Annotated in this window: 9 protein-coding genes; 4 read left to right on the top strand and 5 right to left on the bottom strand. The window is 39.8% G+C overall.

What is annotated here, in order from left to right:
- Positions 1-10 precede the first annotated feature (10 nt).
- A complete protein-coding gene (locus tag ACYZ0U_RS08145) occupies positions 11-4387 on the bottom strand; it encodes a two-component regulator propeller domain-containing protein (RefSeq protein ID WP_461451588.1) in 4377 nt (1458 codons plus the stop codon).
- Positions 4388-4690: 303 nt separating this feature from the next.
- On the opposite strand from ACYZ0U_RS08145, the gene ACYZ0U_RS08140 reads away from it, so the two are divergent.
- Positions 4691-5398, top strand: coding sequence for an NUDIX hydrolase (locus ACYZ0U_RS08140; protein ID WP_461451587.1), 708 nt, complete (start codon positions 4691-4693; stop codon positions 5396-5398).
- A 67-nt stretch (positions 5399-5465) separates the two neighbouring features.
- On the opposite strand, the gene ACYZ0U_RS08135 is transcribed toward ACYZ0U_RS08140, so the two are convergent.
- From ACYZ0U_RS08135 to ACYZ0U_RS08120, 4 genes are all read right to left on the bottom strand, one after another.
- Positions 5466-7169, bottom strand: coding sequence for a sodium:solute symporter family transporter (locus ACYZ0U_RS08135; RefSeq protein WP_461451586.1), 1704 nt, complete (start codon positions 7167-7169; stop codon positions 5466-5468).
- Positions 7170-7253: 84 nt separating this feature from the next.
- The gene (gene araA, locus ACYZ0U_RS08130) at positions 7254-8744 is read right to left on the bottom strand and encodes an L-arabinose isomerase (protein ID WP_461451585.1); all 1491 of its coding nucleotides are present in this window, start codon (positions 8742-8744) and stop codon (positions 7254-7256) included.
- 60 nt (positions 8745-8804) lie between these two features.
- Entirely contained in the window at positions 8805-9503 is a 699-nt protein-coding gene (locus ACYZ0U_RS08125; RefSeq protein ID WP_461451584.1) for an L-ribulose-5-phosphate 4-epimerase, read from the bottom strand.
- A complete protein-coding gene (locus ACYZ0U_RS08120) occupies positions 9500-11215 on the bottom strand; it encodes a ribulokinase (RefSeq protein ID WP_461451583.1) in 1716 nt (571 codons plus the stop codon). The genes ACYZ0U_RS08125 and ACYZ0U_RS08120 overlap by 4 nt, the downstream gene beginning before the upstream one ends.
- Positions 11216-11443: 228 nt before the next feature.
- On the opposite strand from ACYZ0U_RS08120, the gene ACYZ0U_RS08115 reads away from it, so the two are divergent.
- From ACYZ0U_RS08115 to ACYZ0U_RS08105, 3 genes are all read left to right on the top strand, one after another.
- Positions 11444-12103, top strand: a complete 660-nt coding sequence (locus tag ACYZ0U_RS08115; RefSeq protein WP_461451582.1) for an HAD family hydrolase — start codon at positions 11444-11446, stop codon at positions 12101-12103.
- A gap of 257 nt (positions 12104-12360) precedes the next feature.
- Positions 12361-13386 (top strand): PfkB family carbohydrate kinase, encoded by a 1026-nt coding sequence (locus ACYZ0U_RS08110; RefSeq protein ID WP_461451581.1) that lies wholly within the window; start codon positions 12361-12363, stop codon positions 13384-13386.
- Positions 13383-14042: a beta/alpha barrel domain-containing protein gene (locus ACYZ0U_RS08105; protein ID WP_461451580.1), complete on the top strand. Its 660-nt coding sequence runs from the start codon at positions 13383-13385 to the stop codon at positions 14040-14042. Before ACYZ0U_RS08110 ends, ACYZ0U_RS08105 begins: the two co-directional genes overlap by 4 nt.
- Positions 14043-14049 lie beyond the last annotated feature (7 nt).

Raw genomic sequence — 14049 nt, 5'->3', positions numbered from 1 at the left:
ACAATTAACGTTAGTGTGCATCTAAAAGTTTTGAATTAGCTGTAGGGACTTTTTGCAGGGTAGATAATAAAATATCAATCTTCATTGGTTTTGATATATAGTTATCCATGCCGTGGCTAAGACAAATCTCCCTGTCTTCGGCTAATGCATTAGCAGTCATTGCAATTATGTACGGTTGTACGGTTGATATTTCGCGTATCAGTTCAGTAGCCTGATATCCATCCATTACCGGCATCTGGATATCCATTATGATAACATCGTAGTTATTCTCGCTATTTTTTTCTACTGCTTCCCGGCCGTTATTGGCAATGTCAATTTGGTAACCTAATTTATTTAGTATTCTTTCTATTAGTTTTTGATTGATCAAATTATCTTCGGCAACCAATATTCTCATTGGATATTGCGAAGCGAAATCAGGATCAAGGATGCTGGCTTGCTTTTGCGCATCCGGTGTATTGATATCTTTTTCTTCAAGCTGTAGCAGCATGCTTTTTAATAACTGATCCTGCTTTACCGGTTTTACCAACATTGCGGTAAACAGATCCTGGTATTTTTTCTTACTCGTTTCGCCAATAGAACTTAAAATAATGATAGGCACAGGCCGGGGCATTGCCTTAATTTGTTTCGCAAACTCTATACCATCCATTTCAGGCATTTTCATGTCCGAAATAATTAGTTTGATGTCTTTTTCTCTATCTAATATTTCCAGTGCTTCTATAGCCGACAAACAGGCTATTGGCATAACTTTCCAATAGGCTAACTGGCTTTTTAAAATAGAAAGGTTTGTTTTATTATTATCAACAATCAGTATTTTTTTACCTTCTAATAAATTTAAGTTTAAGGGTGATGACGTACTGCTTTTTAATTGATCGGCAGATTTTACAATGATGGTAAAATTAAATGTAGACCCTTTGCCATAGGTACTCTCAACCCATATTTTACCGCCCATTAGGTTTACAAGCTGCTTGCTTATACTTAAGCCAAGACCGCTGCCGCCGTATTTGCGGGTAGTTGAAGAGTCAACCTGGGAGAATGCTTTAAAAAGGCTTGAAAGTTTTTCTGCAGGAATTCCAATACCGGTATCTGAAATGCTAAAACACAACTCCATATCATTATTAGAAAGTTGCCTGGTTTGGAAAACTTTGATCAGCACCTCACCTTTTGATGTGAATTTTATCGCGTTGGTTATTAAATTTATAACAACCTGTTTAAGGCGCATGCTATCTCCTTTTATTATTTTAGGAAGGGTATAATCAATTTCGTAAAGTAAATCAATGTTTTGTTCAGCTGCCTTAGGCGAGAAAAGATCCATTATCTCCTCTATACTTTGCCGCAGGTTAAAGTCTTCCTGCTCAATATCCATGTTACCTGATTCAATTTTTGAGAAATCCAGGATATCATTTATAACGCTGATAAGGTTATCACCACAATTGAGGATGGTTTCGGTGTATTCGCGTTGCTCGTCGTTCAGCTGAGTTTCACTTAACAACGATGCCATACCAATCAAACCATTCATTGGTGTCCGTATTTCATGGCTCATTGTGGCCAGGAAAATACTTTTTGCCTGGTTTGCTTTATCAGCTTCATCCCTTGCAGCGTGTTCTTTATTTTTCTGATCCTCTAATTCTTCTGATTTTAACTGCAATTTTTCTGATTGCGATAATAATTCCTCGTTTACTGCCTGCAATTCTTCAGATTGATCCTGCAATTCCTCATTGATGGCTTGAAGTTCCTCCGACTGCGCCTGCATTTCCTCGTACAAAGCCTGCAAATTTTCAGATTGCGTTTGTAATTCTTCTGATTTAATCAGTAACTCGTTGGTACGCTCTTTCACCAATAATTTCAGAACCTCTTTCTTTTTTATGATCGAGTTTACACGATAGCGATATGCTCCGGATATGACAAGAAGCACTAAAATTACCGCAGCGGTTATAAACCACCAGGTTAACCAAAACGGAGGTATAATTTCAATAGAAACACTTAAAGTATGAGATGACCACTTGCCTTCGCTGTTCCGGCTTTTGACTTTAAAAACATATTTACCATCAGGTACATTGTTATAAACAGCAATGTTTTTACTTCCGGAGTAATGCCAGTTTTTATCATATCCCTCCAGCATGTAAGCATATTGCTTTTTGTCTTGCTTCAAGAAATCCAATGATGCAAACTCAAATGAAAAACCGGACTGGTAATAATTTAATTTAATTGAACGTGTTTCTGAAATATCGACTTTTAACGGCGAAGGATCATTTGCATTTTTAGCAACATTAACGGTATCATTAAATATTTTGAATTGTGTTAACACCAATGTGGGGTTATAAGGTTTTTCAACAATATCACCCGGAACAAAGGAATTCATTCCATTAACGCCGCCAAAATATAACGTACCATTTTCAGTTTTAAGCGCAGCATGCGGATTAAAATCATCTCCCTGTAAGCCATTTTCTACTGTAAAATTTTTAAAGCTATTATTATTCGGGTTATACTCGGCGAGGCCGTTTTGTGTGCTTACCCATAGTTTTCCTTTGTTATCTTCTAAAATTGCTTTTATACTATCGCTTGGCAAACCGCTTTTTGTAGTAAATACTTTAAAATGATGGGTTTTTGAATTATATAAGTTTAATCCGCCTGCGGTAGCTATCCATATATTACCGGCCTGGTCTTCAAACAGGTCAAGCACATTATTATTGCTCAGGCTGTTTGTCCGCGGGTTATGCTTTAAAAATGTAAACGAGTTGGTTTTAAGGTCAAGTACATCTATGCCGGCGTCATCTGTGCCAATCCATAAATTTCCGTCGCGGTTGCACAACATCGTATTTATTTTATCGCTGTTTAAGCTATGCGGATCATTTAATTTCTTTTTATAATGGATAAAATTTTGCGACTTCGGCTGGTAAAGGTCTAATCCATCACCGAACAGCCCAAGCCAGATCCTATGATCTAAGGTTTGCACAATTGATGAAACATTATTACCACCTATGCTGGCGCTATTAATTACATCATGTTTAAATATTTTAAACTGCTTTGTATTTGGGTTAAATAAGCTTACGCCATTGCCCCAGGTACCTATCCAAAGATTTTTGCTGCTGTCTTCCTTAATACTTAATATGGAATTTCCGCCCAGTTTACTTTTTGTTGGGTCCTGGCTTTTGTAAACAGTAAAACCATCTGTTTGCACGTTAAGCTCGTTTAAACCTCCGCCATCGGTCCCTATCCATATATTGTGCGCGGCATCTTCATATATGCTGGTTACCGAATCGCTGGAGAGGCTATTGGAATTTGAACTATGCTTGTAAAGCACAAAATCGCTTTTATAAATTTTATAAAGATTAATGCCGCCTCCAAAGGCGCCAAGCCACATATCACCATTTTTATCCTTTAAAATTGTACTTAAACAATTGCTTGATAGGGTGGTATTATCAGCTTGGTCATTATAATAATTTAAAAATTGATTTTTCGAAAGGCTAAAAACACTTAAACCGCCACTTTCAGTTCCTATCCAAATCTCGTGGTTCTGCCCTTCAGCAACACTTAAAATGCTATTATCTATTAGCGAGCCGGTATTTTCCGGATCATGTTGAAAATGGCTGAATGTATGAGTAGTTTCATCAAATAAATTTAATCCGTCTTCTTTAGTTCCGATCCAAAGATGCTTGTTGCTGTCTTCAAAAATGGCGGTTACATAATTTCCCGATATGGATTTATCATCATTATCGATGTGTTTGTAATCAGTGAACGTATTCGTTTTGCTGTTGAACAAGCACAATCCATTTTTTATTGTCCCAATCCAAACGTTATTGCGGCTATCCTTAAAAAGTGTTGTTACGTCATTGCCGCTAAGGCTGTTTGGGTTGGTTTTATTATTTAAATAATGCTTACAGAAACCTGTTTTAGGATCAAGCAGATTTAAACCATCTAACTCGGTAGCAACCCATAATTTACCTGAAATATCAAATGTGATTTTATTAATAAAGTTATCAGACAGGCTTTTAGGGTTTTTATCATCATGGACGAAACGGTAAAATCTGTCTGTTTTGCGATTAAACATATTTAAACCGCCAATGGTGGCAACCCATATATTGCCATTTTTATCTTCGGCAATATCCCTGATATAATTGTTACTGATGCTGGTTGCGTCATTTGAATTATTTTTAAAAACCAGGAATTTATATCCGTCGTAACGGTTTAAACCATTGCATGTCCCTATCCAGATAAATCCCCTGCTGTCCTGCAATATACATGTCGGGTTAAGATCCGATAAGCCCGAACCCGTTTTCAGATGATCAAAATGAAGCTGATGAGATTGTGAAAAAGATAAACCCGGATGAATAAGAATTGATATAGTGACAATGTATATGAAAAAATTTCTTATAATTTGCGAAGGCATTATGTAGCGTAGTTAATTTCTATTTTGGCGTTTTATACGCCAAGCTTAACCTTGGTGTTGGGCACAATCAAAAACATAATCGTATATAAACATAGGCTTAACAATTAATTAGCTTTTCAAGATCAAATCTATATTTAGCGCATATAATCCCTTATTGGCAATAATTAGCTCAGGGTTATTGGGAATAAAACCAAATTACTTAATTGTAAAACAAACACTTAAGTTGTTTCACAAAAAATACCTATTATTGTTTATATTGAGTTCAACCTAAATAAACAACACTTTTTTACCTTTGTACTTTAAATGAGCAAATATGCTAACCAAAACCGCGTTTTACAGGCGGTTGATTGTATAGTTTTTGGATTTGACGGGGATACTTTAAAAATCCTTTTAATACAGCGGGGATTAGAACCCGAAAAGGGAAAATGGAGCCTGATGGGTGGTTTTGTACAGGCAAATGAAAGCCTGGACCAGGCATCAAACCGTGTATTAAAACAGCTTACAGGGTTAGACAGCGTATACCTGGAACAACTTCATACCTTTAGCGACCCAAACCGTGATCCAATTGAAAGGACTGTGTCTACAGCGTATTTTGCTTTGCTTGATATTAATAAGTATCAAAAACAGCTCAGCTCTGATTATCACCCTGAATGGTTCTCATTAAAACGCATGCCTAAGTTAATTTTCGATCACCAGGATATGGTAGAATTAGCAAAAAAACGTGTGCGCTATAAAGCAGCCCTCCACCCTATTTTATTTGAATTACTGCCCAACAGGTTCACCATACCACAATTACAGAGCTTATACGAAAGCGTTTACAACACTAAAATCGACAAGCGAAACTTTAGCAAACGCATTTTGGCAACCGGCTTATTAGTAAAACAAGCTGATAAAGATAAATCAGGTTCAAGGCGCGGGGCATTTTACTACCAGCTTAACATGCAAAATTATTATGCCAAGTTCCAGGCGTTTTTAAACCTGATCCCTAACCCTACCAATCTTATTTTTTAGTTTGAAGTGATATTAAACAAAAAGGGCGTACCATAATGGCACGCCCTTTTTCATTTAGCTATATCTATTACCAGAATTTAACGTAAAGTGCTGTTAATAATAGCAATGTAGTAACTATTAACGCTAATGTTGATGGCTCAACCTTAAACATTGCCCTATCCAGCGACAATGCCTTTTTGTCAATTTTTGGACCGGCAAGGCTTACTACTATTATTGATATCATTGTAAATAAGAACGACAGCCCCATACAGATCAGGAATGGTATTTCATACTGATGGCTGCTGCTGTTGTAATAAGCAGTGTAAAGGAATGTATTATGACCAAACAATTGCGGCGCATAATTATTGAATAACACCGACATAGCGAATCCCATAATAATACCAGTAATTGCTGCAGGACCGGTTGTCCGTTTCCAGAAAAATCCAAGTATGAAAATAGCAAATATACCCGGGCTGATAAAGCCGGTATACTTTTGGATGTAAGTAAATCCACCTTCTGCTCCTATGCCCATAATATCTTTCCACGTTAGCAGGATAGATATGAATAACGCAAGCGCAATAATAATTTTACCCATAACCACCATCGACTTATCATCAGCATCTTTTTTAATATACTTTTTGTAGATGTCGAGTGTAAAAATAGTTGATATGCTATTTGCCTTACCCGCAAGCGAAGCAACAATTGCTGCAGTTAATGCCGCTACCGAAAGGCCTTTTAACCCATTAGGTAAAAATCCTAATACCGATGAATAAGCATTATCAGGATTAAGGTGGCCGCCAACAGTCATTTCATGCTGCAACCCGCCATTCTTGTATAATACATAAGCTGCTATACCCGGTAATATTACAATTATAGGCATTGCCAGTTTCATTAAACCTGCAAATAAAATACCTGTACGCGCCGTTTTTAAATTTGCGCCCAAAGCACGTTGTGTAATGTATTGGTTGCAACCCCAATAGTTCAGGTTCACTATCCATTGACCGGCAAAATACATGGCGATGCCTGGTAATAATAAGTATTTGTCAACATCTTCCTGCGATGAATGCGGTCCCGGTTTTGGCAGCATCATTTTAAAGTGATCCGGCGAATCTTTTAACAGCGCATTAAAACCCGCAATGGCATCTTTTCCTAATCCAAAATGCTCGCTCACTAACGTAAGTGCGATGTAGGTGGTGGCTAAACCGCCAATGATCAATACAAGTACCTGGATAACGTCTGTAAAACCGATTACTTTCATACCGCCTAATGCAATAACTAATGAAAATACAGCAAGGCCTATGATAATTTCATGCAAATACCCGCCACCTGCCAGGCTGTTAATAGCAAGCGCGCCCAGGAATAAAATAGAGGTAAGATTAACGAATATGTATAAGAACAGCCAAAATATAGCCATTATCAAACTCACGGTTTTATTATATCTTGTCTCTAAAAACTGTGGCATGGTAAATATCTTATTTTTAAGATACACCGGTATAAACCAAACCGCCACAATAATCAGCGCAATAGCTGCAACCCATTCATAAGCCGCGACCGCCAAACCCACCTGGAAACCCTGCCCGCTGGCACCGATAAACTGCTCTGCCGAAATATTTGACGCGATAAGCGAAGCGCCAATAGCCCACCAGGTTAATGAACCTTCGGCCAGGAAAAAATCATGACTACCCGAGATACTTTCCTTTTTTTTACGGCTGTATACCCAATAGCCATAACCCGACACCACAAAAAAGTAGATGACGAATATTACGTAATCAATAGTTGAAAACTTATTCATTTGTTATTAATTGGTTTAATTGTGGTGGCATACCATGTGCACATCTTCTCATCAGCAGCACACGGATATTTGTTGCAATATGCATTATTTATAGTAAATATCATTCCACCGCAATTCATTTCGCAGCTGGTCTATTTTGGTATCTTTTCCTATCCTTATAAATTCCAGCCCGGCCATATCTGCAAAGTCCTGCAGATGTTCTGCTGTCAGGTTCTGGCTGTAGGCTGTATGGTGTGCGCCACCTGCATAAATCCATGCTGCGCAACCTGTTTTCATATCCGGGTATGGTTTCCATAACACTCTTGCTACAGGTAAATTAGGCAAGTCATTTTGTGGTTCCACAGCTTCAACCTCGTTTATCAATAAACGGAAACGGTTGCCCATATCAACTATCGATGCATTTAACGCTTCGCCGCCGGCTACATTAAACACCAGGCGGGCAGGATCCGCTTTGCCGCCTATTCCTAAAGGATGAACCTCTAAAGCCGGTTTATCTTTTGCCAGCGATGCGTCAACTTCAAGCATATGCGACCCTAAAACCAAGGCATTATTAGGATCGAAATGATAGGTATAATCTTCCATAAAAGCGTTACCGCCTTTAAGTCCACTACCCATTACCTTAAAAGCGCGAACCAAAGCCGCGGTTTTCCAGTCGCCTTCACCGGCGAAACCAAAACCATCAGCCATCAGGCGCTGCGCGGCAATACCAGGCAATTGTACCATGCCGTGCAAGTCTTCAAATGTGTCTGAAAATCCTTTAAAGCCCCCGTCTACTAAAAACTTACTTAAGCCTAATTCAATTCGTGCAGCTTCATAAACCGACTGATGTTTTTCACCACCTTTAAGCAAAGCCGCATCCATTGTGTACGATGCCTCATATTCGTTGATAAGTGCTTCGATTTCAGTCGAGCTGATGCCATTAATAACGGCTACCAGATCGCCAATACCATAAGTATTTACTGAAAACCCAAATTTCAATTCGGCCTCAACTTTATCACCGTCGGTAACGGCAACAAAACGCATATTATCCCCAAAACGGACAAACTTAGCGCCTTGCCAATCGTGCCAGCCTGCTGCCGCGCGTGCCCAGGTGCTTATCTGCGCTAACACATCGGTATCCTGCCAATGGCCTACAACAACCTTACGATTTTTGCGCATCCTGGATACAATAAATCCAAACTCCCTGTCGCCATGGGCGCTTTGGTTAAGGTTCATAAAATCCATATCAATACTGCTCCACGGAATATCGCGATTGTATTGCGTATGTAAATGCAGCAATGGCTTTTGCAAAATGCTTAAACCGCGGATCCACATTTTAGCAGGAGAAAAAGTATGCATCCAGGCAATTATGCCTATACAGTTTTCAGCAGTATTGGCTGCTTGTATAATAGCGTAAATTTCTTCAGTTGATTTTACCGTTGGTTTGTAAACCACCTTTACAGGTATTTGCTGTGCGCCATTTAATCCGTTTGCAATCTCTAACGAGTGCTCGGCTACTTTTTTAAGTGTTTCTTCTCCATATAAATTCTGGCTGCCGGTAATAAACCATACCTCCAATGTTTTCAGGTCGATCATATATATATATTTTGATTGAGTGTTTATGTAATTGATTGATGAGTTTACTGTACCATCAAATTATTGTCCGTAATAAGAATCTGGGCCGTGCTTCCGCTCGAAGTGTTTCTTGATCAGGGAATCCTGCAAGCGTTTAGCCTGCGGGTTGATCTGTTCGGTAAGATAAGCCATGTGCGCAATTGACTCTAAAACGGCGCTATTATAAACCGCTTTTTCGGCAGATTTACCCCAGCTGAACGGTGCATGATTTCCAACCAATACCATTTCAACCTCTTTGTGGCTTATTCTTTCTTTCTCAAAATGATCCATGATCTGGAAACCGGTCTGATATTCGTAATCCCCGCGGATCATCTCATCATTCATTGGTGGCGCGCAGGGTACATCTACCGTTAAATAATCTGCATGGGTTGTACCGAAGATCGGTATGCAACGTTGTGATTGCGCCCAGGCTGTTGCGTAAGTAGAATGGGTATGAACGATGCCACCAATATCTGACCAATGTTTGTAAAGCACCGCGTGGGTTTTGGTATCGGATGATGGCCTCAACTCTCCCTCAATGGTTTTACCGTCGAAATCAACAATAACCATTTTTTCGGGCGATAAATCTTCATAAGGCACACCACTTGGCTTAATAGCGAAAACGCCTAAGCTATGATCGGCTGCACTAACATTACCGAAGGTAAAAAGTACCAAATTTAGTTTTGGCAACTGCATGTTAGCTTCGTAGGCGCTTTTTTTTATGTAATCGTATTTACTCATGACAATACTGTTTGTGTTTGAGATGATTTGGATTTATTGGCAATTTCCTTGACTACAAAATCACCCAGGTGCTGATATTGCTTATACCGTTTCGCATAAACCGCTTTATTTTCTTGGTTCGGATAATATTCCACATCAAAACCACGCCCCATGGCTGCCATTGCATCTTCTACGGTTGGATAGATATCAGCAACTACCGCAGCAAACATGGCCGCACCTAAAGCGCAGGTATGTTTAAACTGGTGAATACGGATAGGCATACCCAAAACATCAGCCATCATTTGCATTACAAACGGCGATTTTTTAGCCACACCGCCAATACCTATAATCCCTTTAACAGGTATTCCCTCCTCAATAAAACGCTCTACTATACTTTTTGCTCCGAAGCATGTAGCTTCAGCCAGTGCGCGGAACATTCTTGGCGCATCTGTACCCAAACTAAGGCCAGTCAATGCACCTTTTAACATTTGATCCGCATCAGGCGTACGGCGACCATTAAACCAGTCTACAGCCAGCTCGTTATATTCTTCAATGGGTAACAAAGCCGCTTGCTTGCTTAATTCAGGAATGATTAATTCAGCCATTTCCTCCTGCAACGCCAAAGCTGTCGCGGCATCAATTACCGATGATTGCGACAGCAAATTATTTAATGGCCATGACAGGATATTTTTGAACCAGGCATAAGTATCGCCAAACGCAGATTGCCCTGCCTCCAACCCTATCATTCCCGGAATTACGGATCCGTTAACCTGTCCGCAAATACCGCGTACCAATTTGCCTTCCATTTCACTGGCAGGCGCAACGAGGATATCGCAGGTTGAGGTACCCATCACCTTACTTAAATGGTAAGGCTCAATCTGTCCGCCTACCGCGCCCATGTGTGCATCAAATGCACCAACGCCTACAACCACATCGGTTGATAAACCTAACCTCTCAGCCCACTCCTTACTTAAATACCCTGCTTTTTGATCAGAGGTAGATGTTTCAATAAATAATTTAGCTGTAAAGCCATCCAATAACGGATCGAGCGATGAGAAGAATTCATTAGGCGGCAAGCCGCCAAATTCTTCAGCCCATAAAGCTTTATGGCCGGCAGAGCACACACCGCGTTTTATGTTTTTAGCATCAGTGCCGCCTGTTAACAAAAACGGGATCCAGTCGCAGTGTTCAACCCATGAGTGGGTAGCATCGCGCACTTTTTTATCAACTCGTATTACATGAAGCAATTTAGACCAAAACCATTCCGACGAATAAATACCACCTACATATTTTAGATAGTTTAGAGGGAATTTCTTAGCATGCTCATTAATCTCTGCAGCTTCATTAACCCCGGTATGGTCTTTCCATAACACAAACATGGCATTGGGGTTTTCCTCAAAACCGGGCGTTAGCGCAAGGGGTACACCTGCACTGTTAACAGCAACCGGGGTTGAGCCGGTGGTATCAACAGATAATCCTTTGATATTGGCGGGATCAAAATCATCCCCTGCCAGCTTGATGCATTCTTTAATGGTGGTCTCAAGTCCTGAAATGTAATCCAAAGGATGTTGCCTGAACTGGTTATTAGCAGGGTCGCAATACAAGCCTTTTTGCCAGCGGGGATAATTGTAAACTGCCGAAGCAACCTCCTGGCCATTACCTGCGTTAATAATTACCGAGCGAACGGAATCAGAGCCGTAATCGACCCCGATCACAAAAGAATTTTTACTCATAATTGGTTATAATTGTACAAATAACACTAATTTATTTAAGAAAAGAAATATTTCATAAAAAAAATTTATCTCTGCCCTAAGCCATAAAAAACAGATGCTAATATGTATTGGAAAAGTTACAATATTGGCCAGGCTATATAAACCTTTATTAGTGTAAATTCTATACTTATTATTAAGTTGTAATAAGCGATTATATTTTAATTTTACGGATACCAAAAAATAAAATACATGAATGTAAAAGCATTATTGTTTGATTTAAACGGAACAATGATAGATGATATGGAATTTCATACCCGTGCCTGGCGCGATATGTTTAACAATGAGCTTGGTGCCAACCTGAGCTGGGAAGACACTAAAAAAGAAATGTATGGCAAAAACCAGGAAGTGCTGATCAGGGTGTTTGGAGAAGGGAGATTTACGCAGGACGAGATCAACGCGCTATCTATCGAAAAAGAAACGCGTTACCAGAAAGAGTTTCTGCCTCATCTAAAATTATTACCGGGATTGCAGGAATTGTTGAACGATGCATATAATCGCGATATCCCAATGGGGATTGGTTCGGCTGCCATCCCTTTTAATATAAATTTTGTGTTGGATAAGCTGCATCTACATAAATATTTTAAATCAATTGTTAGTGCCGATGATGTTAAAACCAGTAAACCTCATCCGGAAACTTTTTTGAACATCGCTACCCAATTGAACATCGCTCCCGAAAATTGTTTAGTGCTTGAAGACACCCCAAAGGGCGCCGAGACCGCGTTTAATGCCGGGATGAAATGTGCCATATTAACAACCACCCACGAGCAAAGCGAATTTAGCCATCTTGATAATATAGTACATTTTTCGGCGGATTATACAGATAGCTTTTTTAAAGCGCTTTTTGATTGATCGGCTGTAGCAGCACCTAATGCTATTAAAAAATGCAGTTAAATGAGCATAATTTACAGCTAAAATAGCAGCTTTAGCGTTAAATTTATGTTATATAAACCAATTGTATGAGTCAAGCATACTATAACGATGGAGTAAATATTATAACCCAAAAGTTTGAATGCATTGTTTTGCAACTATACTTTTGAGTCAGCCAATAATAAAATCCAACCGGTAAATTTATAATTACTTAGTACCGGTTGATGTGTAAACTAAAAATGAATAAAAAACAATCCGGTTCTGTTTTATGCTTCGGCGAATTATTATTCAGGGTAAGCCAGGATGCCGGTGGAAACTGGCTTAAGGAAAACTGTGTACCTTTTTACATTGGCGGCGCCGAACTAAATGTTGCCACCGCGCTCGCTTTATGGGATGTCCCGTCAAAATATATAACTGCGCTGCCCGAAAATGGTATGTCGGCGCAGATCCGTTCTTTTCTTGAAGCTAAGAAGATCAATGTATCAGATACTTATTACCACGGCAACCGTGTTGGCCTTTATTATTTAACCAGCGGTGCCGATCTTAAACATGATGCCCTGATCTATGATCGCGCTGGTTCTGCTTTTGCAGAACTGAAAACCGGGATGATTGATTGGGATAAAGTACTCGAGGGTGTTAACTGGTTTCATTTCAGTGCGATATGCCCGGCTATCAATCAAAACATAGCTGATGTTTGCGAGGAAGCTTTAATTGCCGCATCTGAAAAAAACATAACGATTTCACTCGATTTAAATTACAGGTCGCGACTATGGCAATACGGCAAGAGCCCTGTTGAGGTAATGCCACGTTTAGCCAAATATTGCACCCTGATTATGGGCAATGTATGGGCTGCCGAAAACATGCTTGGGATACCGGTTGATACCGACTTGCATACCATAGGCGAAAAAGCAAACTACTTAAAAGCGGCGCTTAAAACATCAAAGCATATTATTGAACATTACCCCAAATGTACCACGGTTGCCAATACATTCAGGTTTGATGCTGATAGCGGGATTAACTATTACACAGCACTTTATGCTAACAAAGAGTTTTACAGTACTGTTGATCATTCAGCAAAACAAATTGCGAATAAAGTAGGCAGTGGCGATTGCTTTATGGCAGGACTGATTTATGGTTTTTATAACGGGCTTAGTCCTGAAAGGACGCTTAATTTTGCTACATTGGCAGCCTTTGATAAGCTGTTTATAAAAGGCGATACTACCACAAGTACCGCTAAAGAAATAAAAAACATAACCATAAAATGAGCTCCAAACAAACCATACTTGATAGCATTGTAGCGCAGGGCATGTTGCCTTTATTTTTTCATGAAGATGCAATCATAAGCCTTGATGTTACCCGTGCTTTATACAAAGCCGGTGTTCGGGTGTTTGAGTATACTAATCGTGGCCCTGCTGCGCTTGAAAACTTCAAGGTTTTAAAACAAGCCCAGAAGGATGAAATGCCAGAGTTACATTTAGGTATAGGCACCATAAAAACAGCAGCCGAAGCTAAAGATTTTATTGCCGCCGGGGCTGATTTCATTGTCGCGCCGATTATAAACCCCGAGGTTGCTATGGTAGCGCATGCTCATAATTTGCTTTGGTGCCCGGGTTGTATGACGCCAACCGAAATCCATCGCGCCCAGCAAAACGGCGCGGACCTAATCAAACTATTTCCCGCCAATATTTTAGGCCCTGCATTTTTAAGTTCGATAAAGGAATTATTTCCCGGCCAGCTGTTTATGCCAACCGGTGGCGTTGAATTGCACGTCGATAGCATTAGCAGTTGGTTCACCGCAGGTGTTTGCGCTGTGGGGATGGGCAGCAAATTAATTACTAAGGATATTTTAACCAGAGGTTTGTACGATCAATTATACACTAACACGCAGCATGCGCTGCAACTGGTAAAAGCTGTCAGGTAAAACCAAT

This window comes from Mucilaginibacter sp. (genome assembly GCF_965225845.1).
GTDB lineage: Bacteria > Bacteroidota > Bacteroidia > Sphingobacteriales > Sphingobacteriaceae > Mucilaginibacter.
Note: the sequence above shows the minus strand (reverse complement) of the source record. Positions and strands in the feature narration are given on the sequence as shown.